Source organism: Trichococcus ilyis (genome assembly GCF_900109135.1).
Taxonomy (GTDB): Bacteria; Bacillota; Bacilli; order Lactobacillales; family Aerococcaceae; genus Trichococcus; species Trichococcus ilyis.
This window is the reverse complement of the sequence record NZ_FNYT01000003.1, coordinates 134,638-160,606: the sequence shown is the minus strand read 5'-3', so window position 1 is coordinate 160,606 and position 25,969 is coordinate 134,638. Positions and strand designations below refer to the sequence as shown.

Below are 25,969 nucleotides of genomic sequence, written 5' to 3'. Positions count from 1 at the left end.
ATCGAACGCGAAAACGGAGACGATGTATTCGTACACTTCTCAGCTATCCAATCTGAAGGTTTCAAATCTTTGGAAGAAGGCCAAGCAGTAACTTTCGACGTTGAAGAAGGTAACCGCGGACCACAAGCAACTAACGTTGTTAAAGCTTAATTCAAATTAAACTTATAGGAACCTGATCTTCGGATCGGGTTCTTTTTTTGAATCAGGCAGGATCAGGTCCAGCAGGGGAAAAAGTTTCTGAAACAGTCTGTCCTCCGATTGTGGGGTTCACATCGGAGAAGCAGCTCAACCGGCTGCCTCATCTCCGGTTAAGCTGCTATGGCCGGAGATGAGCATATCGTCCAACAGCCGCCCTTCGCTGGAGCCCCGGCCCACCGGAGCAATGCGAACAAAATAAGCCGCCGGAAACCAATTTAGAAAAGGATTCCGGCGGCTTATTTCGTTTCATCAGTAATTTTTCTTCGGATGGCGGTCGACAACTTCCGGATGTTTTGCCAAGACTGCTTCGCCTGCCGGGGTGATGCGGTATCCTCTCACTGCAACCTGGGAATCCAACTGTTCTTCGCTCAATTCCTGTTTCGCGAGTGCCATCAATTCCGGTTTCTTCATCTTGGAATAGCCAGCCACTCCGTAATGCTTCAGGATGGCTTTCAGGCTGGCGGCATTGAGGTGATCCAGCGAGTCAGCCGCAGAAAGCTCCACTGCATAGCCTTTTTCCATCACTTCAGCCAATGCCTGCGGGCCGTTGATGCCGTAGTTGTATTCAAAATATTTCGGATAGACGCTTTCGCTTGTGAATGTGCCGAATTGGATGCGCCACAACAGGATCAGATGCCCCGGCAAAATGTCTTCTTCGAAACGAATCATGTTGCGTTTTGGGACCAGTTGCTCCGAACCGATGTGGACTGCATTCAGCCAGCTTTCCTTGTCGCGCTTGTCGGAAATGTATGGCACTTCTGCGTGCTCTTTGTAAAGTTCAAAAATTTCCCTTACCGTTTTATCATGCAAGTCCAAATGACTGTTTTGTTTTTCGACGTTATTCGTGTTCATGGGAATCCTCCTGACGAATTCTGGATTTGACCTGACTGTGCTTGTTCCTGCTTCAGGTATACAGTCATTATAGCACCAATTTTGGCGGCAATAGGAATTCCAGCTATTGCTTGAGGCCAAATTGAGAGCTGCAACCGTTTGTGTTATGAAATTTAAGCAAAATCATTTCAATTGGCATGCATTTTTTGTTGTTATATACTGAGGACAGTTGTCACAAACAAAAATGAGGTGATTGAGTATGGTGGGAAAATCAGAGGAAGTGAGGATCCCGAAACCGGAATCGGTCTTCTATGCGGGATCCGGACTGCTTGAAGGACCGCACTGGGATGCAACGAACAATTTGCTGTATTGCGTTTCGATCGAGGACAGCATGATCTATGCCATCGATCCGGAGAGCGGCGAGGTACGGACTTATTTGACAGACGGACCGGTCGGTTGCGCCGTCCTCGATCGGGATGGGATGATCCTCGAAGCAGAAAGGAGCGGTATTTTCCGGAATCATATCCTGCCTTCGTCCGGCTGATCGAAAGTACGGAACAAGCGAAATAGCATATACGCAGATTCATGCCCATTCTCAGAATATAATGTGAGGATGGGCATTTTTTGCTGTTCACCCTCTGCTATAATGGAAACAGACAAATCAAAAAAGAAAAGGGTAAACAAATGGATAAACAGACCATGCAACCATCGCTATTGGATAGATTGAAAGAACATGCAGCATCCGGCAGCATCCCGATGCACATGCCGGGGCACAAGCGCAACACCAACCTGCTCGGCGCGGATCTCCCCTACGCCATCGACATCACGGAAATCGGCGGCTTCGACAATCTGCACGGCGCGAGCGGCATTCTGAAAGAATATATGGAAGAAATCGCGGATTTCTACGGCACGAAGCGCTCGTTTTACCTTGTCAACGGAAGCACCTGCGGCATCCTGGCGGGAATCCGGGCCGCGACGGGACGCGGCGGCAAGATTGTGATTGCGCGCAACAGCCACAAATCCGTCTATCATGCGATCGAACTTTTCGGATTGGAGGCGGTCTACCTGGTGCCGGAAATGGAGGAAGCATTCGGCATTCACGGCGCCATCTCGGTGGCAAGCATCGCCGGAACGCTGGAGGAACATCCCGATGCGCAGCTGGTCGTTTTGACTTCGCCGACCTACGAAGGGGTGGTCAGCGACATCGCAGCGATTGCAGAAATTTGCCATGCGCACAGCATCCCGTTGCTGGTCGATGAAGCACACGGCTCGCACTTCAATTACTCGCAACAGTTTCCGGACAGCGCGATTGTCCTCGGAGCCGACCTTGTGATCCAGAGCCTGCACAAGACGTTGCCTTCCTTGACGATGACATCGTTGGCCCATCTGACCGGCGATCTGATCAGCCCGGAAGAACTGGCCCGGCAACTCGCCATCTTCGAAAGTAGTTCGCCGTCCTATGTGCTGATGGCATCGATCGATCGCTGCTTCCGGTTGCTGCGCGATGAAGGGGAGCGGCTGTTCGAAGACTACAATCAAAGGCTGTCCGTTTTTTCGGAAAAAATGAAGCAGCTCCAGCATCTCAAGGTGCTGTGCCACGGCAACGACAGTCCGGTGGTGCACCCGAGCTTTTTCGCTTTCGACCAAGGCAAAATCCTGATTTCTGCGCAAGGTACCGGCTTGAGCGGACAGGGACTTGCGGAAATTCTGCGCAGCGAGCATCAGCTCGAAATGGAGATGGCTTACGGAGACCATGCGTTGGCGATGACGAGCGTCTGCGATACGGCTTCCGCGATGACGGTTTTGGCTGCTGCACTGTTGGCCGTTGATCGTTCGCTTGGATCCGCGGCTGGAGAGCAGGCTTCGAATGATGCGACACTCCTTTTCGCCTTGCCCGAAAAACAATGCAGAATCTGGCAGGCGCTGGAATCGGGAAAAGCCGCATGTCCGCTGGAGCAAGCGGTAGGCCAAACAGCAGCCGAATATATCTGGGCCTATCCGCCGGGCATCCCATTGCTTGTTCCGGGAGAACGGATCAATAGCGGATTTATCCGCCAAATCAAGTCGTTGTTGGAAAAGGGGACGCAAGTCCACAGCGATGCCGAGGGGCTTCCGGAAACTATCCGGATCATTAGGCAGAAAAACCTTGCTCATTAACTTACATTTAAATAGTTATTGACCGGATCACGATATCGATAAAAACGGTCACTATGCTGATAGATAGGCAGATTGACGGACTAACAATTTGTTGGTAAAATTATTCACAAAGGAAGTGTTTTTCTGTCAAGCAATATGCTTCCTTAACCTATTTCAGAGGAGATGTCGTTATGAAAAGAATCGTAACATTAAGCACCCGCAACCTGAAGGATACTGCCAAACACGGCGGCTGCGGAGCATGCCAAACATCTTGCCAATCCGCATGCAAAACTTCTTGCGGAATCGCCAATCAAAGCTGTGTGAACCCTAGACAAGCAGCGAAGTAAAAAAGAGTCCGCCCGACTGATTCCAGTTGGGCGGCAATTTTATGGACAAAGAGGAGTTTGAAACCAACATGATTCATCAATATAAACTGAACGGATACAATATCGTCATGGATACCTACAGCGGATCCGTGCATGTCGTCGACGATCTCGCTTACGACATTATCGCGCTCTACGAAGCGACGCCGGCCGAAGATATCGTCGCAAAGATGCTGGAGCAATATGCGGATGATCCTGAAGTCAACGAAACGGAAATCCGCGATACGCTGTCGGATGTCGAAGAACTGAAGGCCAACGGGGAACTGTTCACGGAGGACATGTACCAAGACCTTTCCATCGACTTGAAGAACCGCCAGACATTCGTTAAAGCTTTGTGCCTGAATGTGGCCCACACCTGCAACCTGACTTGCGACTACTGCTTCGCCAGCCAAGGCAAGTACAACGGCGACCGTGCGATCATGAAATTCGAAGTCGGCAAACAAGCGATCGATTTCCTGCTTGAGAACTCCGGCTACCACCGTAATCTGGACGTCGACTTCTTCGGCGGCGAGCCATTGATGGCTTGGCGCGTCGTCAAGCAGATCGTCGAGTATGCCCGCAGCAAGGAAGAGGAGTACAGAAAAACTTTCCGTTTCACCTTCACGACGAACGGGATGCTTTTGAATGACGAGATCAACGAATTCCTCAACAAGGAAATGTACAATGTCGTGTTGAGCCTGGATGGACGCAAGGAAGTTCATGACCGTCTGCGCCGTACCGTCAACGGAAAAGGCAGCTACGACTACATTTTGCCGAAATTCCAAAAATTCGTGGAAGGGCGCGGCGACAAGGAATACTACGTCCGCGGCACTTACACGGGCAACAATGTCGATTTCACGAATGACATTTTCCACGTCGCGAATCTTGGCTTCGACAAACTTTCGATGGAACCAGTCATCTGCGATCCGAACGAACCTTACGCATTGACGGAAAAAGACCTTCCGGCACTGTATCGACAGTATGAAATCCTGGCGGAGGAAATGCTGAAGCGCGGCGAAGAAGGCAACGACTTCACCTTCTACCACTACATGCTGGATCTTTCTGAAGGACCATGCATCCAGAAACGCATCTCCGGCTGCGGGTCGGGAACGGAATACATGGCTGTCACGCCTTGGGGCGAATTGTTCCCTTGCCATCAGTTTGTCGGTGATGAAGAATTCAGCCTGGGCAATATCTGGGATGGCGTCACCAAACCGGAACTGCAAGGCCAATTCAAGGAAGTCAACTGCTATTCCAAACCGGAATGCCAGAGCTGCTGGGCGAAATTGTACTGCAGCGGCGGCTGCCCTGCAAATTCGCTGCATGCGACCGGATCATTGAAAGGCAACTACGAGTTCAGTTGCGACTTGTTCCGCAAACGCGTGGAATGCTCAATGATGGTGAAAGTCGCCGAACAGATCCGCGAGATGGAAGCCGAAATGGCAGCTGAAATGTAAAAAAACGAGACAAAATTAAAGAAGTGCGCGCCGGATTGCTGCCGGTGTGCACTTCTTTTGTCGTGGAGGAGGGCAGCACCGGTTTTTCCTCCGGTGAAGGGGATGGTGGCCGGAGGAAAACTTGGAATTCGGGCTCCAACTCCGACCAAGCCGTCCCAACCGGAGGAACCGTCAAAATATCGGCTCCAACTCCGGCGAAGCAGCCCTAACCGGGGGAACCATCCCAGAATGCGGGCCGGATCCCCGGCCAAAAAAGAACAGAAAAAACCGCACAATCACCCGATTGCACGGTTCAACAGTCATTCCTTTATTTCCCGTTCAACTCATCCAGAAACGCGACGATCCGTCGGCAGCCTTCGCTGACGTTTTCATCGCTGGCGGCGTAGCTCATGCGGAAGTAGCCGACGCCGGCTGGACCGAAAGCCGATCCGGGGATGACGCCGACTCCGGCTTTGCGGGCCAAGTCGATGCAGAAGTTCCAGTCATCGTTGCCGTACTGTTCCGGAATGCGCGGGAACAGGTAGAAAGCGCCGTCCGGATTGTGGATCTGCAGCCCGGCAGCCGTAAGGCCTTCCAACAGGATATCGCGGCGTTTGCGGTAAGCGGCCTTCATCGTCGCGGTGACTTCATCACCATCACGGAAAGCAACGCCAGCTGCGGTCTGCGCAGGAGTCGAGCCGCAAGTGACCAGGCTTTGATGGTATTTCAGGATTTCGCGGGTCAGCTCCGCTTGGGCGGCGACGAAGCCGACGCGCCAACCGGTCATGGCGTAACTCTTCGATGTCCCGTTGATGACGATCGTCTGCTCCGGGATATACTTGGCGATGGAAGTATGGCTGCCGTCATAGGTCAGCTCGCTGTAGATTTCGTCGCTGAGCACGAAGACATCATATTGTGCGATCACTGCCGCCAAGTCCTCGACCTCTTCCTGCGTATAGGTTGCACCGGTCGGATTGCTCGGGTAGTTCAATACGATCATTTTTGTTTCCGGATTGGCATCCAGCGTAGCCTTCAGATCCTCGGGTGTGATCAAAAAGCCCGTTCCGGAAGTGTCGATCATGATGCTCTCGCCGCCCGCCAGATGCGCCACGTATTCGTATTGCGGGAAGGCCGGAGATGGGATGATCACCTTGTCCCCCGGATTCATCAGCGTGAACATCGAAGCGGTGATCGCTTCCGTCGCACCGACCGTCAGGATGATTTCGGTTTCTGCGTCGAAATGCAGCCCGTATTTCCGCTCCATGAACTTCGCGATTTCCTTGCGGGTCTCGAGGACCCCGGCGGAAGGCGCATAGTGGGTCTGGTTCAGTTTCAGCGCCTCTTCGGCTGCCGCTTTGATGAATTCCGGCGTATCAAAATCAGGCTCGCCCATCGTGAAACGGATCAGATCCTTTACATCGCTGATGGCAGCATCGAAGTTGCGGATGGGTGATCCCTTCAGTTGTTTTACCAAACGGTTCGTTTCTCTGCTCATAATTTGTCTCCTCTGGATGAACTATCCTTGATGATTTCTAGTGGAACGCCCACTCTATATGGAAGTAACATAACACGATTGCGGACCGATTTCTATATAAAGATGGAAGCAAAGCGATCAAAAATTAGAAAGCCGCTAATTTGATGAGCATTTTCACATATAGGAGGCCACTCATCCCGGCACTTTCCGACCCGGAGCGGTTGACAGCCCCGCCGGATAAGTGTACGATTAGAAAAATGAATGAATCGCCAAGCAAAAAGAGGTCGCGGCTGGTCAAGAGTACCGCAAGGGAAAGGGACGGTCGCCGAAGCATGCGAATGCTGGACCCAGGTTGAACAAATGTGGGGCTGTTCCCTTGTCGTTGCCCGATGACACTGGATTGCGCTTTAGCTTGGTTGGGCGAATGCAGGTCTCCGTAGCCGTAAGCACTCGCTTACCGCTATTTTTTTTGTATTTCAGGAACAAACGGTGACCCACCGCATAGGGCAAAAACAGGCCGGCATGCTATAATGGGCATGTCATAAAAAGAAAATGATCGGGAGGAAACATCAAAATGAGCGAACTATTGTTGACAGATGCTTACGAAATCGCGGCTTACATCAAAGCTGCCGAAAAGCAAACACCCATAAAACTTTACATCAAAGGGAATTTCGATAATCCGAGCTACGAAGGCTTGAAATTCTTCGGAAGCGGAGACAGCTACACCGTCTTCGGGGATGCTTCGGTGATCTATCCTTTCTTGGAAGCGAACAAAGACAAAATCAAAGACCAGGTCATGGAATACGACAGACGCAATTCCGCGATTCCGTTGCTGGACACAACAAAAATCGATGCCCGCATTGAGCCGGGTTCATTCATCCGTGATCACGTGACGATCGGCAAGAGCGCGGTCATCATGATGGGTGCGGTCATCAACATCGGTGCGGTCATCGGCGAAGGCACGATGATCGATATGGGCGCCGTAGTCGGCGCGCGCGGCACGATCGGCAAAAACTGCCATATCGGAGCAGGCGCAGTGGTTGCCGGCGTTCTTGAGCCGCCTTCGAAAGCACCGGTCATCATCGAAGACGGTGTTTTGGTCGGCGCGAATGCGGTCATCATCGAAGGCGTGCACATCGGCGAAGGCGCTGTTGTCGCAGCCGGCGCGATCGTATTGGAAGACGTACCGGCTAACGCTGTCGTTGCGGGATCCCCTGCGAGAATCGTGAAGATGAAGGACGAGCAGACAAGCGAAAAAACCCAATTGTTGGCTGATTTGAGAGATTAAAGAATACACGCGGAGGGACCAGGTGAACAGCATGCAGATTGCAGAATTATACGAAACGGTGAAGACGATGCGAAGGGAGCTCCATCAGATTCCGGAAATCGGCTTCGATCTGCCGTTGACTTCGGAATACGTCCGCCAGAAATTGGTGTCGTTCGGTTATGAACCGATCAGCACAGCCGAAACGGGCTGGGTCGCTGTCCTGAAGGGAAAGAAACCGGAAGCGATCGCCTTCCGGGCGGACATGGACGCGTTGGAGGTCACTGAGGAAACGGGCGCGGATTTCGCTTCGCTTCACCCGGGCAAAATGCATGCGTGCGGCCACGACGGGCACATGGCCTTGTTGTTGGGTTTTGCAAAATACCTGAAGACCCTGCCGGTTTTGGAGAAATCCGTTGTGCTGGTTTTCCAGCCGGCTGAAGAAGGACCGGGCGGCGCCAAGTGGATCATGGATTCCGGCATCCTGCAGGAGCTGCGGGTCGAAAAGATCTACGGCTATCACCTCTATCCGAGCCTGCCGGAAGGCATTTTCGGCTTGGCGAAAGGACCTTTGATGGCGCGCAACGGCGAATTCGACATCACGCTCGAGGGCGTCAGCTCGCATGCCGGGCAGCCGCACTTCGGCAAGGATGCCTTGGTTGCCGCCGCACAGATCCTGCTTTCGGTCCAGAACATCCTGGCCCGCGATCTCGATCCGCAGCAGCCGGCGGTCGTGAACATCGGCACGCTGCACGCCGGTGAAGCCCGCAACATCGTGGCGGGAAAAGCCGAGTTGACCGGTACAATCCGGAGCTACGACAAGGCGGTCTATGCGTCCATCAAGGAACGCCTCGCCGATATCTGCGCCGGCATCGAGCGCCTGAGCGGCGTCATCTGCAGGTTGGATATCCGCGACTTCTATCCGGAAGTCACGAACGATGCGGAAATGATCGGTACACTGATGGACGCGCTGCCGGCCGGTGCTTACGAAGTCGTCAAACCGCTGATGTTGGCCGAGGACTTCGCTTTCTACCAGGAAAGCATCCGCGGCGCGTTCATCCTGCTTGGATCCGGCCGCCCCGACCTGGGCTGGACGCACCCGCTCCACAGCAGCCGCTTCAACTTCGACGAGAAGGTTCTCCTGAAAGGGATCGAATGTTACGACCTGATCCTGGAAAAGGAAGGGCTGCAGGGGTAACCAAGCTGCTAAAGTCACCGAAAACACAATAGAGACAGAAAGGCACTCCTGGCGGGGTGCCTTTTTGCATTCGTGGCGAAATAACTGAAATATCGAGCTGTTCTCCGGCCAAGGGCGGCCTGGCCGAAGTTCCTGTCCGCTGCCGGATGGTCAGCTCCGGCGGACGAAGCTTCCCCGGAGGAAACCCGACGAATTACCGTTCAACTCCGGTGAACAGAGCCTCACCGGAGTTGCGGTCAACCTCGTGTTGTTCTTCCTCGGCGGACGTGTGTTCAGCATCGGACGCTTTGCCTCAATATTGGACCCTACACAACAAAATTGTAAAGGTTCGATTAAGCTGATGGATTGGGAAAGCATTTTTCCGCCAAAAAAGGTACAATGGAATCACAAACTGTATGGAAGAGGGAAAACTATGCACAAGAAAAAATTATCCGGATTTCTTTTAGTCTCAACTGCATTGCTTCTTGTCGCGTGCCAAAACCCGGCCACGGACACGACAGCGACTGAAGCGGCGACAAGCTCGTCACAAGTCCAATCGGCGACCAGCAAAGCGGGCGAACAAGCAGCTTCAAGAACGAGCAGCCTGGAAGCGGCCGAGAGCGCGCAAGCACAATCCGCCGCAAGCAGCTCCACGACGGATGCCGGTGCAGCAGCCGATGCAGCCCAGACCGCCGAAGGAACGCTGATCGAGCAGGCCAAACAGACCATCACGCAATTGACGGGTTATGTCGAAAGCGATGTATACCTGTTCATCGTGGAAGAGGTCGAAGGCAATGAAGTCACCATCAATGTCCGCGAAAACGGCCCCGAGACAGCAAGCTCAGTCGGTTTTTACCGCTACGACGGATCGACCGGGGAATTGCTGGAAATGGATGTTGTAACCGGAGAATACACCCGCCATCCTGCCCAATACTAAACGATTGGCAAAAGAGATTGATGAGGAGTGATGATGATTTTTGATTTGGAACTACTGGCGAAAGTATTCGCGATCAATCTGAGCTACGTCACCTTGAGCACAATCCGCTTCATGCTGACGATGAAAGGTTACCGCGTTTTGGCCCCGCTATTGAGCATGGTTGAGATCGTCATCTATGTCTTGGGCCTGTCGATGGTCATGAGCAGTCTCGACAATCCGCTTAATCTGGCGGCCTATGCGCTCGGCTACGGCGCCGGCATCGGTATCGGCATCAAAATCGAGGATTGGCTCGCGCTCGGTTACACGATGATCACCGTGATGACGCAGGATGTGGACAGCCCGATGCCCAACCAACTGCGCAATCTCGGTTATGGCGTTTCCAGCTACCGGGCGAACGGCAGGGACGGTGAGCGGCTTGTGCTCGAAATCCTGCTGACGCGGAAAGCTGAACGCCACCTGCAGAACAAAGTGTTGGAGATCGATCCGAAAGCTTTCATGGTTTCGTACGATCCGAAATACATCCACGGAGGCTTCTGGTCCAAACGCGTCCACCTCGGCAAATAAAGGCAAAAGCCAATGAACAAGACAAGGAAAGGGGAAACGATATGACTGAACTTGTGAAATTGGGCAGGACCGACCTGCTGATCCATCCGATCGGGCTTGGGGCGAACAAAATTGCCGCAGCCGATCCGGAAACGAACACCGAATACGGCGGCGATGTGCTGCTGAGCGCAATCGATAAAGGGCTGAACTTCATCGATACGGCCTTTCTGTACGGGATGGGCACTTCCGAAGCGATCATCGGGAAGACGCTGAAGGAGCACAAGCTGCGGGACAAAGTGGTCATCGCGACAAAAGGCGCGCACCAGGTGACGGAAACGGGCATCGTCCTGAACAACAGTCCGGCTTTCCTGACGGAGCAGGTCGAGAACAGTCTGAAGCGCCTGCAGACCGACCATATCGATCTGTATTACATCCATTTTCCGGATGAAACGACACCGAAAGCCGAAGCGGTCGGCGCGCTGCAGCGACTGAAGGAACAAGGAAAGATCCGTGCCATCGGCGTCTCCAACTTCAGCCCGGAGCAGCTGAAGGAAGGCAACGCCAACGGCTACATCGATGTTGTCCAGGATGAATACAACCTGCTGAATCAGTCGGCAGAAGAGAAGCTGTTCCCCTATTGCCGCGAACAGGGCATCTCCTTCATCCCGTACTTTCCGTTCGCTTCCGGTCTGTTGGCGGGCAAGTACACCGAACAGACGGTCTTGCCGGAAAAACAGCGGAAACGCCCGCAGTTCCAAGGGGCTGCCTATCTGGACATCCTCAAGCGCGTTGAGCGGATACGGCCGCTCGCCGATAAGCACCGGACCGGGCTGCAGAATGTCGTGTTGGCTTATTATCTGTCCAAGGACGTTATCGACGCGGTGATTCCGGGCGCGCGTAACCGGCAACAGGTGCTTGAGAATCTCGAGGCAGCTGAAGTCCGTTTGGAGGCGGAAGATGTCGCACTGATCCAACAAGCTTTTCCGGCCTCGTACCGGTTACCGAATTGATTTTCTGATTGTTGAAATGCTCTTTTATTATAAAATGATGAAAAAAGGGTTTGACATTCATTAACATCAGGCATAGAATTACATCATAATCTAACAAACAGAAAGGGGAGAATGGGAATGGATGCGACTTGCGGAATGGGCACACGCCACAACAAAAAGAACACAGCCTTCTCATTCGATGCCCTAGTCATTCTAGAAGTGATTTAGCCCAGGATTCTTACTTACTATAAGTAGAGTCCTATTTCCGTTTCACTGGGCTCTCATAAAGAATGAGCCTGATCACACAGGCTCATTCTTTTTTTTCACCATTAATTCTGATAAATAATTATAGATATGGAGTGGTTTGGATGACAGAAATGACACAGACAGAAGAACAAAAAGCGTTGAACATCGATTGGGAAAATCTAGGCTTCAGCTACATCAAGACGGATTACCGCTTCATTTCTTATTGGAAAGACGGAAAATGGGACGATGGCGAACTGACGACCGACAACAAAGTCCATATCAGCGAAGGCTCTCCGGTGCTGCATTACGGCCAAGCCTGCTTCGAGGGGATGAAGGCATACCGCACGAAAGACGGAAGCATCAACCTGTTCCGTCCCGACGAAAATGCCAAACGGATGATCCAAAGTTGCCGACGTCTGTTGATGCCCGAGTTTCCGGTGGAAAAATTTGTCGAAGCCGCCAAGGCCGTCGTGAAAGCCAACGAAAAATGGGTGCCGCCATACAATACCGGCAGCACGCTTTATCTGCGCCCGTATCTGATCGGGGTCGGAGACAACATCGGCGTCAGCCCGGCTACCGAATACATCTTCTCCATCTTCGCGATGCCGGTGGGCCCTTACTTCAAAGGCGGATTGACGCCGACGAACTTCATCGTGTCCGATTACGACCGTGCCGCTCCGCACGGAACGGGTGCAGCCAAGGTCGGCGGGAACTACGCCAGCAGCCTGCTTCCCGGCAAGGAAGCCCACGACCGCCATTTCAGCGACTGCATCTATCTGGATCCGGCTACGCACACGAAGATCGAAGAAGTCGGCTCCGCTAACTTCTTCGGCATCACGAAGGACAACCGTTTCGTGACGCCGAAATCACCATCGATCCTGCCGAGCATCACCAAATACTCGTTGCTTTATTTGGCTGAGCACCACCTGGGCATGCAAGTGGAGGAAGGCGACGTCTACATCGACAAGCTGGATGAATTCAGCGAAGCCGGCGCCTGCGGTACCGCAGCCGTCATCTCTCCGATCGGCGGCATCCAGTACGGCGACAAGTTCCACGTCTTCTATTCGGAAACGGAAGTCGGACCGGTGACACGCAAATTGTATGAAGAACTGACCGGCATCCAATTCGGCGACAAAGAAGCGCCGGAAGGATGGATCGTGAAAGTGGATTGATTTGATTGAGAGCGGAACAGCCCTTTTCAGCTTAATCGCTGACTAGGGCTGTTTTTTGATTTGTAGGTAGGCAGCCGCAGATTCTGCACCGCACTGTTCTCCGGGGAGCGGGGCGCTCCCCGGAGAACAGTGTCGGAGCCGTCGACCAGCTCCGGCGAGCACATATTGGCCGGAGGTGACAGCCATCCGGGACCTTTTCCTGCGGCGAGGGCCGCTTCCCCGGAGTTGGGCACCAGGTACCTTTCTCAATGCATATCGGTGGCAATTGCGGCCGCTTTTGTCTATGATTAAACTATAGAACTTGGCGGGAGGAGCCAATATGAACGTACTCAGAAAATACATCAAGAATCCAAAAATGCGCCAAATCATTGTCTTGTTCCAGCAACATTGGGGCCGACTGGAAATCGGGCGGCAGTCGGCGGAAATGGCCTATTATGTGCTCTTGGCGCTGCTGCCGACACTATTGTTGCTGGGGAACATCATTCCATTGCTGCCTTTCCCGCGGGAGCAGGTGCTGTCCTACGTGGAGATGGCCTTGCCGGAGGAAGTAAGCAGCACAACCACGCCGATACTGGAACAATACTTAAACAGCGGCAATGGCGGGGTGGTTTCATTCGGGCTCTTGCTGTCGATCTGGACGGCTTCAAAGGCGTTCAATGTTTTTCAGAATGTTCTGAACCAAGTCTACAATACGAAAATGCGCAAGAATTTCATCGTTCACCGGATCTTTTCCTTCGTGATCGCTTTCCTGTTGGTCGGCATGATTGCGCTGGTCGCTTTCCTGTTCATGTTCGGCAGGTACATCCGGGATTTCTTCGAAGAGTTTTTGAATATCCAATTGGACTTCATCACCGCTTTCGACAATGTCCGTTGGATTGTGGCTTCCCTGATCATCGAAATCATTATGACGGTCATCTATTATGTGGTGCCGAATGTCCGCTGGTCCATCAAGTTTGCGCTGCCGGGCGCGGTATTCGCGACCACCGGCTTCCTCTTGATTTCGCAGCTGTTTTCGATCTATGTCGGCGTCGCCGGCAGCCAGGCCATCGGAAACGGGGCGCTCGGGGTCGTGATCACCCTGCTGCTGTGGCTGTATCTGATGGGGACGGTGCTGATTCTGGGCGGCTTCCTCAATGTGATGCTGTACCATTATTTTCGGCCGCTGCCGATTGCCCTGAAGGAGGAAAGCCGTTACGCGATCCGCTATTCGAAGAACGCGCTGGCGCTCACGGTCAAAGAGCAGGCGCTGAAACGGCGCTTGATCCGCAAAAACCTGCGCATCCAGTCAAACAAGCAAGCGGAAGCGGTACTGAACCCGCAATCAAAAGGCAAAGAGGTTTAGGTTTTTTTAAACCTCCTCGCCTTTTTTTTTGGGTGAAGTTTCTATATAATGAATAGATAGCACGCCCCCCATTGTTTTTGAAAGAAAGGATTTAATCATGCGAAATCAACAAACTACGCAGAATGCGGATGTTTCGAAGATCGATTACGGCATCATCCTGTCCGTCTTCCTTCTGGCCATCATCAGCGTCCTGACGATTTATTCCACTACTGTCCTGCAGAACAACGGCGGACTCGACGCGACCATCATGCAGCTCGTCTGGTACGGCATTGGCATCGTCGCCGCGGCCATCGTGATGCGCTTCGATTCCGAACAACTCTGGAAGGTCGCCCCGCTCGCCTACGGAGCCGGCGTCCTGCTGCTGTTTCTGGTACTGATCTTTTATGACCGCAACACTTATGCGCTGCAAGGGGCGAAGAGCTGGTTCCGCTTCGGTGGCGTCACCTTCCAGCCCTCGGAGGTCATGAAGGTTGCCATCATTATCATGCTGGCTCGGGTCATCACCGAGCATAATATGCAGATCGATGACCGGACCGAAAAGACCGACATGAATCTGATTATGAAAATCGCCATGTGGTCGGCACCCCCGCTGCTGCTGGTCATCCTGCAGAATGACCTCGGAACGACGCTTGTATTCCTGGCAATCATCATCGGCATGACGTTCCTTTCCGGCGTTTCCTGGAAAATCCTGTTGCCCGTATTCGGGACAATCGCGGCCCTCGGATCGCTGCTCATCTACTTGGTAGTCTACAACCGCGAGGTGCTGCTGAATTTCGGCTTCAAGAATTACCAATTCGCCCGGATCGACTCCTGGCTCGATCCGTTCGGCGACAGCACCGGAGATGCCTACCAGCTGGCGCAGAGCATGAAAGCGATCGGGTCGGGCAGGTTGTTCGGCAAAGGCCTCGGCGTTTCCGAAGTCTACGTGCCGGTGCGCGTGTCCGATATGATTTTCTCAACGATCGGCGAGAATTTCGGCTTCATCGGTGGCTGTTTTCTCATTTTCATCTATTTCCTGCTCATCTATCAGATGATCCGCATCTGTTTCGATACGAAAAATGAATTTTATGCCTACATGGCGACGGGTGTCATCATGATGATCCTGTTCCACGTGTTGGAGAACATCGGCATGACGATCGGGCTGTTGCCGATCACCGGTATCCCGTTGCCGTTCATCTCACAGGGGGGCTCGGCGCTCCTCGGCAATATGCTGGCGATCGGGCTGGTCATGTCCATGCGTTATCATTACCGCAGCTATATGTTCTCGGAAGAGGACGAACATTTCGGCATCTAATTACTAGGAGGCACATGCATGATCACCATTTACCAACATCCCAAATGCTCGACCTGCAAAAAGACGCGGGCTTGGTTCGACGAAGAAGGCATCGCTTACGAATTGAAGGACATCCGCGAGGAGCACCCGGACCGGGAAAGCATCCGCCAAGCGATCGAAACCGGCAAGCTGACGCTGCGCCGCATCTTCAACACGAGCGGCAACCTGTACAAGGAACTGCAGCTGAAGGACAAGCTCGACAGCATGGACCTTGAGGAAGCGCTAGACTTGCTGGAATCGGACGGCATGCTGATCCGCCGGCCGTTTGTCACGGACGGCACCCAGATCACGGTAGGCCACGACGAAGAGAAATTAACCACTATCTGGAAATAAGCGAAGGAGAAAAACAACATGATTGAAAATACCGTGAAATACAGCGAGAACGGCTTCTGGATCAAGAAGGAAGCGGACAAATACATCATCGGCCTGTCCGAAAAAGGTCAGGATGACCTGGGCGAAGTCAGCTTCATCGACCTGCCGGAAACGGGAGCGATCAAAACGACCGACACCCTGATTGGCGTCGAAGCCGCCAAAGCGATGACTGACTTGGCATCGCCGCTTGCCGGCACGATCACAGCCGTCAACGAAGCATTGGAGAACAATCCCGAGAACCTGAACAGCACCGATGCAACAGTGAACTGGATCGTCGAACTGACGGACGTATCGGAAGAGGCTTTCGCAGCGCTGCAGAACGAGTCCGGACTTGAATAAATGCGGAAAACCAAAAAGGCAAGCGGTTGGATTTTGATCCGACTGCTTGCCTTTTTGACTTTTATGCGGCTGCATCGCCGCCTGACATGCGCCTAGCGCGATGCCCGCGCCACGAAATCTTCGAAGAACAAGCGCATATTGCGCGCTTCCGGTATCATCGTCTCCGGGTGCCATTGGATGGCGAGGATGCTTTGTTCCGGATCCGTCGCTTCGACGGCTTCGACAAGGCCGTCCGGGCTGTATCCGACCGGCTGCAAGCCCTTAGCGACTACTTTCAGCGCCTGATGGTGGAAGGAATTCACCGACAGCTTCCCGCCTACGAGGCTGTGCAGATGGCTGCCTTCCGTCACGATGACGGAGTGGGTCGCATATTTGAAGTCGGTCTTCTGCTGGTGCTGAACGCTCATTTCCGCGTATTCATGGGCAAGGTCCTGGTACAGGCTGCCGCCCATCTGCACGTTCAGCAGCTGCATGCCGCGGCAGACGGCCAGGATCGGTTTTTTCTGTCTCAAGGCTTCTTCCACTAGCGCCATTTCGAAGTCGTCGCGCAACGGGAAAGTCGCGCCGATGTGCAGGCTCGGCTCCTCGCCGTAAAAGTACGGGGAAACGTCCTGTCCGCCCGTCAACAATAGCCCGTCGATCTTGGCGATATAGTCCGCCGCTGTTTCGGGGGCGCCGATCGGGATGACCAAAGGATTGCCTCCAGCGGCCTGGATCCCTTTCACGAATCCGATGGGTGTGTAGGCGACGGAGATCCCTGAGAAAGCAGGAGCTGCTTCCAGTAATTGGTTGCCGGTGATGCCGATCAATGGTCTCATATAGGTTTGTCTTCCTTTCTCTGGGGACTGATTTTTACCATTTTACACCACAATCGGGAATATGGGAAAGAATCGTTCTTCTGATTGGACAAAACCGATTAATAGATTATAATGATTATAATTAAAAAAAGAATATCGTTGATTGATTGGGTTTTCATAAGGATTCCATTGCGAAACATTTTCAATTGGTTTAAAATAGTCGTAGTGTCAATAATGAAGTTTCGATTAAAATACATAGATTGTGAGGAGTAAGTTTATGTCTACATTAGAAATAATAGATCTGCATGTCTCCATCGAGGATAAACAAATTTTGAAGGGTGTCAATCTGGTGATGAACACCGGCGAAATCCACGCCATCATGGGGCCGAACGGTACGGGTAAATCGACTCTTTCACAAGCGATCATGGGCCACCCGAGCTACACGATCACGCAAGGCCAGATCCTGCTGGACGGAGAAGACGTAACGGAGATGGAAGTCGATGAACGCGCCCGCGCCGGCCTGTTCCTGGCGATGCAATACCCGAGCGAAATCACCGGCATCACGAACGCCGAATTCATGCGCGCAGCCATCAATGCCCGCCGCGCGGAAGACGACAAAATTTCGGTCATGAACTTCATCAAGAAACTGGACGAAAAAATGGAAATCCTGAACATGCCGGAAGAAATGGCCGAGCGCTACCTGAACGAAGGCTTCTCGGGCGGGGAAAAGAAACGCAACGAAATCCTGCAGCTGATGATGATCGAACCGAAATTCGCCATCCTTGACGAAATCGACTCCGGCCTCGATATCGATGCTCTGAAAGTCGTTTCCAAAGGCGTGAACCTGATGTCCGGACCCGACTTCGGCGTCCTGATCATCACCCATTACCAACGTCTCCTGAATTATGTACACCCTACATTCGTGCATGTCATGATGGACGGCCGCATCGTCAAATCCGGCGACGCCAGCCTGGCAAAACGTCTGGAAGCGGAAGGCTACCGCGGCATCCGCGACGAATTAGGACTAGATATCCAGTTGGATGAAGAATAGGAGGACGTCACATGCTGAACGAAGAAAAAACGTCCTTGTTGGATGCGGTTCGCCTGTTTTCCATCGAAAAGGAAGAACCGGAATGGATGCGCACCAAACGTTTGGAATGGCTTGAAAAATACGAAGAGCAGTCTTTGCCTTTGATGGAACGCATCAGCTACCACCGTTGGCCGCTTTTCGATACGACCATTTCCGCCGGTGCATACGGCGAGGAATTGGTGAACAGCCAAGGTCTCCAATACGACTTGGGCGACACCCCGAAAATCGTGCAATACGGAAACGTGACGCTGATGGAACAGTTGCCGCAGCATCTGATCGATCAGGGCGTCATCTTTACCGATCTGCATACGGCCGCTCAGGATTATCCTGAACTGGTCCAGGAATACTACATGACGACAGCCGTGAAGCCGGAAGAGGACCGTTTCACCGCTTTCCACACGGCCTTCATGAACAGCGGCGTCTTCCTGTATGTGCCGAAGAACGTCGTCATCGAAGAACCTTTGGAGGCTCTGTTCATCCAGAATGCCCACGTGAAGGAGAGCTTCGTCAAGCACGTGCTGCTGGTCGCTGACGTGAACAGCTCGGTGAAATATGTGGAGCGCTACGAGACCGACGGCAATGAAAAGAACAGCGCCAACATCATCGTCGAAGTCATCACCAAAACCGGCGCGCAAGTCAAATTCTCTGCAGTCGATACCTTGGGCGAAAACACATCGGTCTACATCAACCGCCGCGGCCACCTGTTGAAGGATTCCTCCATCGACTGGGCGATCGGCGTCATGAATGACGGCAACGTCATCTCCGATTTCGATTCCGATCTGATCGGCGACGGCTCCCACAGCGAAATCAAAGTCGTGGCAGTTTCAACCGGCAGACAAGTGCAAGGCATCGATACCCGCGTCACGAACTACGGAAAGCACTCGATCGGCCACATCCTGCAGCACGGGGTCATCATGGACCGTTCGACATTGACCTTCAACGGCATCGGCCACATCATCAAAGGCGCGAAGGGCGCTGACGCGCAACAAGAAAGCCGCGTCCTGATGCTGTCCGACAACGCCAGGGGGGATGCTAACCCGATCCTGTTGATCGACGAGAACGACGTCACTGCAGGCCATGCCGCCAGCGTCGGACGCGTCGACCCGGAAGAGATGTTCTATCTGCTGTCGCGCGGCATCCCGAAGGCAGAAGCCGAGCGTCTGGTCATCCGCGGATTCCTGGGTACGGTCATCGCGGCCATCCCGGTCAAAGAAATCCGTGAAGGCCTTGTTGAGATGATCGAAAGGAAGCTGATGAAACTTTGATCGATGCAAATAAAATCAAACAGGACTTCCCGATCCTTTTCCAGACCGTGAACGACGAGCCGCTGATCTATCTGGACAACGCGGCCACTTCACAAAAGCCGAAACAGGTGCTGGAGGCCATCCAGCATTACTATGAGCATGACAACGCCAATATCCACCGCGGCGTGCACACGTTGGCGGAACGCGCGACTTCGGCCTATGAAGCCGCCCGCGAAAAACTGCGCCGCTTCATCAACGCCGCTTCGGTGAAGGAAGTCCTTTTCACCCGCGGCACGACGACCGGCCTGAACTGGGTCGCTGTCGGCTTCGGCGATCTGATCGTCGAAGAGGGCGACGAAATCTACATCACGCCGATGGAGCACCACTCCAACGTGGTCCCTTGGCAACAATTGGCGAAACGCAAAAAAGCCAAATTGGTCTACTTGCCGCTGACCGAAGACGGCTTCGTCGATGTCGAGAAGTCGGCCGAAGTGATCACCGCAAAAGGCAAAATCCTGTCGGTCTGCCATTCCTCGAACGTCCTGGGGATCACCAATCCGATCAAGGCACTGGCTGCATTGATCCACGAGCACAACGGCTACATCGTCGTCGACGGCGCGCAATCGACGCCGCACATGAAAGTCGATGTGCAGGCATTGGATGCCGACTTCTATGCCTTCAGCGGGCACAAAATGCTGGGGCCTACCGGTTCCGGCGTGCTCTACGGCAAGGAAGCCTTGCTCGAAAAAATGGAACCTGTCGAATTCGGCGGCGAAATGATCGATTTCGTCTACGATCAGGAAAGCACCTGGAGCGTCCTGCCTTGGAAATTCGAAGCCGGGACGCCGAACATCGCCGGCGGAATCGGCCTCGGCGCTGCCGTCGACTATCTGGAAGCGATCGGCATGGACGAAATCGAAGCCTACGAGAAGGAACTGGTGCGCTATGTGCTGCCGAAACTGCAGGCTGTGGAAGGCATCACCGTCTATGGGCCGGCCGATCCGGAAAAGCACACGGGTGTCATCACCTTCAATCTGGAAGGGATCCATCCGCATGACTTGGCCACCGCTTTCGACATGGAAGGCATCGCCGTCCGCGCCGGCCACCACTGCGCCCAGCCGCTGATGCGTTACTTGGACGTATCTTCGACAGCCCGGGCGAGTTTCTATTTCTACAACACATTCGAAGAGGCCGATCAATTCATCGCCTCCTTGCACACCATAAAGGAGTTTTTCAAAGATGGCTTTATCTAAACTAGAAAACCTGTACCGCCATGTCATTCTTGACCACTCCAGCCATCCGCACAACTACGGCACCCTGGAAAACGCCGACGAACAGATCGAGCTGAATAACCCGACCTGCGGCGACGTCATCACGCTGCAATTGGCGATGGAAGGCGACACAATCACGGCCGCAAAATTCTCCGGCCACGGCTGCAGCATCAGCACAGCCAGCGCCAGCATGATGACGGACGTGGTCATCGGCAAGACGAAAGCAGAGGCTTTGGCCTTGGCGGAGGAATTTTTCCTGCTCGTCCAGGACAAAATCGAGCCGAATGAGCAGCACCTCGGCGAAGCGATCGTCCTGAACGGCGTCGCCAAATTCCCGGCCCGCATCAAATGCGCCACTTTGGCTTGGAAGGCATTGGAAAGAGCGATCCTCCAGGACAAAAAAGAAAATGGGGAAGCAACAGCGGAATCCCCGCATGAAGGAGAGATCATATGAGTGAAGTACCAGTAGTTGACGATTATAAATTTGGCTTTCATGACGACGCAAAAATCATCTATTCGACCGGAAAAGGCCTGACGGAAGAAATCGTCAGGGAAATATCCAAGTCAAAGGAAGAGCCGGAATGGATGCTGGATTTCCGTCTCAAATCATTGGAAGCCTACCAAAAATCGAAGTTGCCGAATTGGGGACCGGATCTTACCCACTTGGACTTCGATGACATCACCTATTTCCAGAAGGCAACCGACAAAGTGGCCCGGACCTGGGAAGATGTGCCTGACGAAATCAAGGAAACCTTCGAAAAAATCGGGATCCCGGAAGCCGAACGCGCTTACCTGGCCGGCGTAACGGTCCAGTACGAATCGGAAGCCGTCTACCACAACATGAAGGACGAATTCGAGAAACTGGGCATCATCTTCACCGATACGGACACGGCCCTGAAGGAATATCCGGAAATCTTCAAGGAACACTTCGCCAGCATTGTTCCGCCGACCGACAACTTCGAAGCGGCCTTGAATTCGGCCGTCTGGTCCGGCGGCACGTTCATCTATGTGCCCAAAGGCGTCGTCTGCGAAGTGCCGCTGCAGACTTACTTCCGGATCAACAACGAAGGCTCCGGCCAATTCGAACGCACACTGATCGTCGTTGACGAAGGCGCCAGCGTCCACTATGTCGAAGGCTGTACAGCCCCGACCTATTCGGCCGATAGCCTGCATTGCGCAGTGGTTGAGATCATCGTGAAGAAGGATGCTTACTGCCGCTACACGACCATCCAAAACTGGTCAGGCAATGTTTATAACCTGGTGACGAAACGCGCCGTAGCTCAGGAAAACGCAACGATGGAATGGATCGACGGCAACTTGGGGTCAAAAGTGACCATGAAATACCCGAGCGTCATCCTGAACGGACGCGGCGCCAAAGGAACGATGCTTTCCGTCGCTTTCGCCGGCAAAGACCAACAACAGGATACCGGTGCGAAAATGATCCACAACGCACCGCACACGTCCAGTTCGATCGTCTCGAAATCGATCGCCAAAGACGGCGGGGCCGTGAACTACCGCGGACAAGTGAAGTTCGGCAAGAAATCGGAAGGATCGATCTCGCATATCGAATGCGACACGATCATCATGGACGACATCTCCACTTCCGATACAATCCCGTTCAACGAGATCCACAACGGCAACGTCTCCCTGGAGCACGAAGCCAAAGTTTCCAAAATCTCTGAAGAGCAGCTCTACTACCTGATGAGCCGCGGCCTCAGCGAGTCCCAAGCGACAGAAATGATCGTCATGGGCTTCGTCGAGCCATTCACCAAAGAGCTTCCGATGGAGTATGCAGTCGAACTGAACAGACTGATTGCTTATGAGATGGAAGGGTCAGTGGGGTAATACACTAATACAGAACCGCAAACGTTGATTCATTAGCGTTTGCGGTTTTTTTGCGTTCTCCAGACGGTGTTGATGGATCACCGGATAACAGCAAACTGGGCCGGAACTCCGGCCGAGGACCGGCCTGCCGGAGTTCAGCACCAAAAACGGATCTTCATCTCCGATGAAGCCCGTCCAACCGGAGGAAATCGGCAAAAGCTGGAGCGGATCTCCGGCGAGACCTGCTTCACCGGAGGAGGGCCTCCTCAAACCCTCCAAAACTGTTCCTCCGAGCCCAAACCAGATTTCCCCCACAAAATAAAACAACCATGGTTGCGCTTCATTTTTTATTTTCATAATCAAAAGCACGATATTTACGAATTAAATTATAGAAAAGCCCCGGCATATTGTGGAAGGGCGGGACGGTAAGGTATTCTATTGGAAATTCAGAAAGTTCAAAACGATCTGGATTACATAAATAAATAGGAGAGGAGGAAATACAATGTCAAGTTTCTTTAGTTGGGATCTCGTCTGGGAATACTTTCCCAAAATTCTCAGTGCGTTGCCCGTGACGTTGATGATTGTGGCGATCGCGACGCTGGTGGGTCTGGTGCTCGGAAGCCTGATCGCGTTCATGCGGGTGGAAAAAATACCGATTTTCAGTCAGCTGGCCGCCGTCTTTGTTTCATTCATCCGCGGGACACCGATCCTTGTACAGCTGTATGTCGTTTATTACGGTGTGCCGAGTTTGTTGCAGGCGATCCAGATCGATGTGTCATCCTGGGACAAGATCATTTTCATCTACATCACCTACGGATTGAACACTGCGGCTTTCCAATCGGAGACCATCCGCGCCGCGATCCTGAGTGTCCCGGTCACGCAGAAAGAAGCGAGTATCGCTTGCGGGCTGACCAATTCGCAAATGTACTTACGTGTAATTCTTCCGCAAGTGGTCCGCGTGGCATTGCCGTCATTCGGAACCACCACCGTCGCTTTGCTGCAGGACACATCCCTGGCTTTCACGATCGGGATCGTGGATGTGGTCGGGAAAGCGCGGGCCATCGGTGCCGTCACCTTCCATACGTTGGAGGGCTATGTAGGGGCAGCGGTTCTGTTTATTACCTTGAGCGTCATTCTTGAAAGAGTCTTCGCCCTGTTGGAAAAACGGATGAGCTTCACGCAAGCGAAAACAACGCCGTTCCGACTGCCAAGACTGGCAATCATCAGAAAGAGTCAGAAAATCCAAAAAGTCCAAAAAATCGAGATAAATTGAAGGAGGATTCATTTATGAAAAAATCAACATTCGGATTCGGAGCAAGTTTATTGGCAGCAGGTGTTATCTTGGCTGGGTGCAGCAGCGGTTCGGCTGATACTGCAAGTGACGCGGACAGCGGAGCGACAGAGATCAAAGTCGGCACAGGGAACGAAGCCTTGCCATATGCGTATCTAGATGAAAATGGCGAATACGATGGCTATGATGTCGCGGTAGTGAGAGCCATTGATGAAAAATTGACGGACTATACGTTCACTTTTGAAGGAGCCGACTTCCCGACGACATTGTCCAACCTGGAAAGCGGCAAGGTGCAGATGTCAGCCTTCGAATATGAAGTGAATGAAGAGCGCCAGGAAAAATTTGTCTACGGCGATGTCGGCTACGTGGTATGGGATACGTACATCGTTTCGGACCCGGACGCAGGAACGGTTTATAACACTTTCGACGATCTGGCCGGCAAAAAAGTCTACGCAACGACCGCAACGAACCAGGCAGCAATGGCTGAAACGTACTTAGCAGAAAATCCGGGGGCTTTCGAATTGGTTTATGGGGAATACAACAACGAACAAATCGTCCAGGCGATCACGTCCGGAGCGGTGGATGCCTCTTTGGCTCCGAAATATCAAGTGGACAACTGGAACAAATCGTTCAGCGAAAACCTGGAAGTCGGCAGCGAACCGGTCCATAATTCGGATGCCTACCTGTTGTTCAACAAAGAAACCGATCAAGCCTTCATCGATGCCGTGAATACAGCTTTGGAGGAACTGAAAGCGGACGGAACGATAAAAGAACTTTCCGAAGAATATCTAGATGGTGATTACGTGCCGGAATAAGAAAGGATGAGAGCCATGAGTTTCAAATTTGAGGTGATGATCGAATCATTGAAAGTAGCGAGCCAATACATCGGCACAACATTATTCATGGCAATCACAGCTTTGGTCATCGGCGTTGTTTTGGGATTGGCCATTGCGCTGATCAGGCTTTACCGCATCAAAGGATTGACCCAATTTTTCCAGGTGGCAGTCACGCTGTTGAAAGGCATTCCGATGGTATTGATCATTCTCGCTTTGTATCTGGTTTCGTCCAAGCAGTTCGATGTTTGGGCGGAATCGATGAATTGGTCGCTGCGGTTCCGGGATTTCAACATGGTCTGGATCGCCGTCGCCGCCTTGAGCCTGTTCGCCACAATCAACAGCAGCGAAGTGTTCCGCGGGGCATTCGCGGCCATCAAACCGGGGCAGTTCGACGCGGCCAAATCGATGGGCATGACCAATCTGCAAACGATTCGCCGGATGCTGTTGCCGCAAGCGATTCCGATTTCATTGCCGATGTTCAGTAATTTGTTGATCACCTTGGTGAAGGCTTCTTCCTTGGCCTCGATGGTCAGTGTCGTCGATGTTTTTGCGGCTGCGAAGATCACCGCCCAGCAAAACTATCGCTTCCTGGAAGCCTATGTGGCGGTTGCTGTCATCTATTGGGGGATCAGCCTGGTGATCGAAAAAACTGCGCAACTTCTGGAGGAACGCATGACCCGCAAATTGAGGAGGGCGATTTTATGATGGAAGTACGCAATATCCACAAGCGCTTCGGCAAGCAGGAAGTACTCAAAGGCATCGATATGGATGTCGCCAAAGGGGAAGTCGTCACCCTTCTGGGGCCAAGCGGTTCCGGCAAAACGACCTTTCTCCGCTGCCTGAATTTTTTGGAAAAGGCGGATGAAGGCAGCATCCTGTTGGGGGAAACCGAAACGGTCGTCAACAAAGCCAATCCGAAAGAAATTTTGGCGCACCAACGCCAAACCGCGATGGTCTTCCAGAATTATGCGTTGTTCCAAAACAAGACGGCGCGCGAAAACATCGTGATGCCGCTTGTTCTGACGAAAAAGAAGACGAAAGAAGAGGCTTACGTATTGGCGGATACGCTGCTTGAGCAAGTGGGCTTGTCCGAACGCAAAGATTTTTATCCGAGCCAATTATCCGGCGGCCAGCAGCAACGGGTCGGCATCGCAAGGGCCTTGGCCTTGGATCCGAAAGTGATCCTGTTCGATGAACCGACTTCCGCCTTGGATCCGGAACTGGTGGGACAGACGCTGACGCTCCTGCGCGACATCGCCGAAACGGGCGCGACGATGGTGATGGTGACGCATGAGATGAAATTCGCTTATGAAGTGTCGGACAAAATAGTCTTCATGGAAAATGGCCAGGTCGTTGAACAAGGGAGCCCGAAAGAAGTGTTCGAGCAGACCAAAGAGGAGCGCACCAAAGCCTTTTTGGCCCGATTCATGACCCAAATGGCAAGATAGACAGAAAGAATGGAAGA

The 25,969-nt window shown here is 52.9% G+C and carries 27 protein-coding genes and 1 riboswitch; of the genes, 24 read left to right on the top strand and 3 right to left on the bottom strand.

Features of this window, described 5'->3' with window-relative positions; genetic code table 11:
- Positions 1-150 (top strand): cold shock domain-containing protein (locus BMX58_RS02850; protein ID WP_242653619.1); only part of this gene is annotated, 150 nt, incomplete at its 5' end.
- A 297-nt stretch (positions 151-447) separates the two neighbouring features.
- On the opposite strand, the gene BMX58_RS02845 is transcribed toward BMX58_RS02850, so the two are convergent.
- Positions 448-1,050: a hypothetical protein gene (locus tag BMX58_RS02845; protein WP_084253823.1), complete on the bottom strand. Its 603-nt coding sequence runs from the start codon at positions 1,048-1,050 to the stop codon at positions 448-450.
- Positions 1,051-1,288: 238 nt separating this feature from the next.
- Between BMX58_RS02845 and BMX58_RS02840 the strand changes: the two genes are divergently transcribed.
- The 4 genes from BMX58_RS02840 to scfB all read left to right on the top strand — a co-directional run bounded on the left by BMX58_RS02840 (position 1,289) and on the right by scfB (position 4,984).
- The gene (locus tag BMX58_RS02840; protein WP_068622205.1) at positions 1,289-1,573 is read left to right on the top strand and encodes an SMP-30/gluconolactonase/LRE family protein; all 285 of its coding nucleotides are present in this window, start codon (positions 1,289-1,291) and stop codon (positions 1,571-1,573) included.
- A 140-nt stretch (positions 1,574-1,713) separates the two neighbouring features.
- A complete protein-coding gene (locus BMX58_RS02835) occupies positions 1,714-3,186 on the top strand; it encodes an aminotransferase class I/II-fold pyridoxal phosphate-dependent enzyme (RefSeq protein WP_068622239.1) in 1,473 nt (490 codons plus the stop codon).
- Positions 3,187-3,356: 170 nt separating this feature from the next.
- Entirely contained in the window at positions 3,357-3,512 is a 156-nt protein-coding gene (gene scfA, locus BMX58_RS02830; protein ID WP_084253821.1) for a six-cysteine ranthipeptide SCIFF, read from the top strand.
- A 68-nt stretch (positions 3,513-3,580) separates the two neighbouring features.
- On the top strand, positions 3,581-4,984 hold the full coding sequence (scfB, locus tag BMX58_RS02825) for a thioether cross-link-forming SCIFF peptide maturase (protein WP_068622237.1): 1,404 nt from the start codon (positions 3,581-3,583) through the stop codon (positions 4,982-4,984).
- Between the two features lie 307 nt (positions 4,985-5,291).
- On the opposite strand, the gene BMX58_RS02820 is transcribed toward scfB, so the two are convergent.
- Positions 5,292-6,458, bottom strand: coding sequence for an aminotransferase class I/II-fold pyridoxal phosphate-dependent enzyme (locus BMX58_RS02820; RefSeq protein WP_068622202.1), 1,167 nt, complete (start codon positions 6,456-6,458; stop codon positions 5,292-5,294).
- 249 nt (positions 6,459-6,707) lie between these two features.
- A riboswitch (Lysine riboswitch) is annotated at positions 6,708-6,853 on the top strand.
- Between the two features lie 158 nt (positions 6,854-7,011).
- Between BMX58_RS02820 and dapD the strand changes: the two genes are divergently transcribed.
- The 10 genes from dapD to BMX58_RS02770 all read left to right on the top strand — a co-directional run bounded on the left by dapD (position 7,012) and on the right by BMX58_RS02770 (position 16,151).
- Positions 7,012-7,725, top strand: a complete 714-nt coding sequence (dapD, locus tag BMX58_RS02815) for a 2,3,4,5-tetrahydropyridine-2,6-dicarboxylate N-acetyltransferase (RefSeq protein WP_068622200.1) — start codon at positions 7,012-7,014, stop codon at positions 7,723-7,725.
- Between the two features lie 31 nt (positions 7,726-7,756).
- Complete coding sequence (locus tag BMX58_RS02810; RefSeq protein WP_068622235.1) at positions 7,757-8,899, top strand: M20 metallopeptidase family protein; 1,143 nt, start codon at positions 7,757-7,759, stop codon at positions 8,897-8,899.
- Between the two features lie 412 nt (positions 8,900-9,311).
- A complete protein-coding gene (locus BMX58_RS02805) occupies positions 9,312-9,815 on the top strand; it encodes a hypothetical protein (protein ID WP_068622198.1) in 504 nt (167 codons plus the stop codon).
- A gap of 33 nt (positions 9,816-9,848) precedes the next feature.
- Positions 9,849-10,379: a DUF2179 domain-containing protein gene (locus BMX58_RS02800; protein WP_068622197.1), complete on the top strand. Its 531-nt coding sequence runs from the start codon at positions 9,849-9,851 to the stop codon at positions 10,377-10,379.
- A gap of 41 nt (positions 10,380-10,420) precedes the next feature.
- Entirely contained in the window at positions 10,421-11,368 is a 948-nt protein-coding gene (locus BMX58_RS02795; RefSeq protein ID WP_068622194.1) for an aldo/keto reductase, read from the top strand.
- Positions 11,369-11,724: 356 nt separating this feature from the next.
- Positions 11,725-12,765 (top strand): branched-chain amino acid aminotransferase, encoded by a 1,041-nt coding sequence (locus BMX58_RS02790; protein WP_068622234.1) that lies wholly within the window; start codon positions 11,725-11,727, stop codon positions 12,763-12,765.
- Between the two features lie 319 nt (positions 12,766-13,084).
- Positions 13,085-14,107, top strand: coding sequence for a YihY/virulence factor BrkB family protein (locus tag BMX58_RS02785; protein WP_068622192.1), 1,023 nt, complete (start codon positions 13,085-13,087; stop codon positions 14,105-14,107).
- A 97-nt stretch (positions 14,108-14,204) separates the two neighbouring features.
- Positions 14,205-15,401, top strand: coding sequence for an FtsW/RodA/SpoVE family cell cycle protein (locus BMX58_RS02780; protein WP_068622190.1), 1,197 nt, complete (start codon positions 14,205-14,207; stop codon positions 15,399-15,401).
- A gap of 18 nt (positions 15,402-15,419) precedes the next feature.
- Entirely contained in the window at positions 15,420-15,773 is a 354-nt protein-coding gene (locus tag BMX58_RS02775; protein WP_068622188.1) for an arsenate reductase family protein, read from the top strand.
- An 18-nt stretch (positions 15,774-15,791) separates the two neighbouring features.
- On the top strand, positions 15,792-16,151 hold the full coding sequence (locus BMX58_RS02770) for a glycine cleavage system H family protein (RefSeq protein WP_068622186.1): 360 nt from the start codon (positions 15,792-15,794) through the stop codon (positions 16,149-16,151).
- Between the two features lie 92 nt (positions 16,152-16,243).
- On the opposite strand, the gene BMX58_RS02765 is transcribed toward BMX58_RS02770, so the two are convergent.
- The gene (locus BMX58_RS02765) at positions 16,244-16,969 is read right to left on the bottom strand and encodes a gamma-glutamyl-gamma-aminobutyrate hydrolase family protein (protein WP_068622184.1); all 726 of its coding nucleotides are present in this window, start codon (positions 16,967-16,969) and stop codon (positions 16,244-16,246) included.
- A gap of 256 nt (positions 16,970-17,225) precedes the next feature.
- Between BMX58_RS02765 and sufC the strand changes: the two genes are divergently transcribed.
- The 9 genes from sufC (at position 17,226) to BMX58_RS02715 (ending at position 25,952) form a co-directional block, all read left to right on the top strand.
- Complete coding sequence (gene sufC / locus BMX58_RS02760; protein WP_068622182.1) at positions 17,226-17,999, top strand: Fe-S cluster assembly ATPase SufC; 774 nt, start codon at positions 17,226-17,228, stop codon at positions 17,997-17,999.
- An 11-nt stretch (positions 18,000-18,010) separates the two neighbouring features.
- Positions 18,011-19,303, top strand: a complete 1,293-nt coding sequence (gene sufD, locus BMX58_RS02755) for a Fe-S cluster assembly protein SufD (protein ID WP_068622180.1) — start codon at positions 18,011-18,013, stop codon at positions 19,301-19,303.
- On the top strand, positions 19,300-20,535 hold the full coding sequence (locus BMX58_RS02750) for an aminotransferase class V-fold PLP-dependent enzyme (RefSeq protein WP_068622178.1): 1,236 nt from the start codon (positions 19,300-19,302) through the stop codon (positions 20,533-20,535). The genes sufD and BMX58_RS02750 overlap by 4 nt, the downstream gene beginning before the upstream one ends.
- Positions 20,522-21,007, top strand: a complete 486-nt coding sequence (gene sufU, locus BMX58_RS02745; protein WP_068622176.1) for a Fe-S cluster assembly sulfur transfer protein SufU — start codon at positions 20,522-20,524, stop codon at positions 21,005-21,007. The genes BMX58_RS02750 and sufU overlap by 14 nt, the downstream gene beginning before the upstream one ends.
- Positions 21,004-22,398: a Fe-S cluster assembly protein SufB gene (gene sufB / locus BMX58_RS02740; RefSeq protein ID WP_068622174.1), complete on the top strand. Its 1,395-nt coding sequence runs from the start codon at positions 21,004-21,006 to the stop codon at positions 22,396-22,398. Before sufU ends, sufB begins: the two co-directional genes overlap by 4 nt.
- Positions 22,399-22,879: 481 nt before the next feature.
- Positions 22,880-23,650, top strand: a complete 771-nt coding sequence (locus BMX58_RS02730) for an amino acid ABC transporter permease (RefSeq protein WP_068622169.1) — start codon at positions 22,880-22,882, stop codon at positions 23,648-23,650.
- A 14-nt stretch (positions 23,651-23,664) separates the two neighbouring features.
- Positions 23,665-24,483, top strand: coding sequence for a transporter substrate-binding domain-containing protein (locus BMX58_RS02725; RefSeq protein ID WP_068622167.1), 819 nt, complete (start codon positions 23,665-23,667; stop codon positions 24,481-24,483).
- Between the two features lie 15 nt (positions 24,484-24,498).
- The gene (locus BMX58_RS02720) at positions 24,499-25,209 is read left to right on the top strand and encodes an amino acid ABC transporter permease (protein ID WP_068622166.1); all 711 of its coding nucleotides are present in this window, start codon (positions 24,499-24,501) and stop codon (positions 25,207-25,209) included.
- Positions 25,206-25,952 (top strand): amino acid ABC transporter ATP-binding protein, encoded by a 747-nt coding sequence (locus BMX58_RS02715; protein ID WP_068622164.1) that lies wholly within the window; start codon positions 25,206-25,208, stop codon positions 25,950-25,952. Before BMX58_RS02720 ends, BMX58_RS02715 begins: the two co-directional genes overlap by 4 nt.
- The last annotated feature ends 17 nt before the right edge of the window (positions 25,953-25,969 follow it).

Coding starts and splice junctions, on each gene's coding strand:
- BMX58_RS02845 (WP_084253823.1), bottom strand. CDS start 1,050: ATGAACACGAATAACGTCGAAAAACAAAACAGTCATTTGGACTTGCAT.
- BMX58_RS02840 (WP_068622205.1), top strand. CDS start 1,289: ATGGTGGGAAAATCAGAGGAAGTGAGGATCCCGAAACCGGAATCGGTC.
- BMX58_RS02835 (WP_068622239.1), top strand. CDS start 1,714: ATGGATAAACAGACCATGCAACCATCGCTATTGGATAGATTGAAAGAA.
- scfA (WP_084253821.1), top strand. CDS start 3,357: ATGAAAAGAATCGTAACATTAAGCACCCGCAACCTGAAGGATACTGCC.
- scfB (WP_068622237.1), top strand. CDS start 3,581: ATGATTCATCAATATAAACTGAACGGATACAATATCGTCATGGATACC.
- BMX58_RS02820 (WP_068622202.1), bottom strand. CDS start 6,458: ATGAGCAGAGAAACGAACCGTTTGGTAAAACAACTGAAGGGATCACCC.
- dapD (WP_068622200.1), top strand. CDS start 7,012: ATGAGCGAACTATTGTTGACAGATGCTTACGAAATCGCGGCTTACATC.
- BMX58_RS02810 (WP_068622235.1), top strand. CDS start 7,757: ATGCAGATTGCAGAATTATACGAAACGGTGAAGACGATGCGAAGGGAG.
- BMX58_RS02805 (WP_068622198.1), top strand. CDS start 9,312: ATGCACAAGAAAAAATTATCCGGATTTCTTTTAGTCTCAACTGCATTG.
- BMX58_RS02800 (WP_068622197.1), top strand. CDS start 9,849: ATGATTTTTGATTTGGAACTACTGGCGAAAGTATTCGCGATCAATCTG.
- BMX58_RS02795 (WP_068622194.1), top strand. CDS start 10,421: ATGACTGAACTTGTGAAATTGGGCAGGACCGACCTGCTGATCCATCCG.
- BMX58_RS02790 (WP_068622234.1), top strand. CDS start 11,725: ATGACACAGACAGAAGAACAAAAAGCGTTGAACATCGATTGGGAAAAT.
- BMX58_RS02785 (WP_068622192.1), top strand. CDS start 13,085: ATGAACGTACTCAGAAAATACATCAAGAATCCAAAAATGCGCCAAATC.
- BMX58_RS02780 (WP_068622190.1), top strand. CDS start 14,205: ATGCGAAATCAACAAACTACGCAGAATGCGGATGTTTCGAAGATCGAT.
- BMX58_RS02775 (WP_068622188.1), top strand. CDS start 15,420: ATGATCACCATTTACCAACATCCCAAATGCTCGACCTGCAAAAAGACG.
- BMX58_RS02770 (WP_068622186.1), top strand. CDS start 15,792: ATGATTGAAAATACCGTGAAATACAGCGAGAACGGCTTCTGGATCAAG.
- BMX58_RS02765 (WP_068622184.1), bottom strand. CDS start 16,969: ATGAGACCATTGATCGGCATCACCGGCAACCAATTACTGGAAGCAGCT.
- sufC (WP_068622182.1), top strand. CDS start 17,226: ATGTCTACATTAGAAATAATAGATCTGCATGTCTCCATCGAGGATAAA.
- sufD (WP_068622180.1), top strand. CDS start 18,011: ATGCTGAACGAAGAAAAAACGTCCTTGTTGGATGCGGTTCGCCTGTTT.
- sufU (WP_068622176.1), top strand. CDS start 20,522: ATGGCTTTATCTAAACTAGAAAACCTGTACCGCCATGTCATTCTTGAC.
- sufB (WP_068622174.1), top strand. CDS start 21,004: ATGAGTGAAGTACCAGTAGTTGACGATTATAAATTTGGCTTTCATGAC.
- BMX58_RS02730 (WP_068622169.1), top strand. CDS start 22,880: ATGTCAAGTTTCTTTAGTTGGGATCTCGTCTGGGAATACTTTCCCAAA.
- BMX58_RS02725 (WP_068622167.1), top strand. CDS start 23,665: ATGAAAAAATCAACATTCGGATTCGGAGCAAGTTTATTGGCAGCAGGT.
- BMX58_RS02720 (WP_068622166.1), top strand. CDS start 24,499: ATGAGTTTCAAATTTGAGGTGATGATCGAATCATTGAAAGTAGCGAGC.
- BMX58_RS02715 (WP_068622164.1), top strand. CDS start 25,206: ATGATGGAAGTACGCAATATCCACAAGCGCTTCGGCAAGCAGGAAGTA.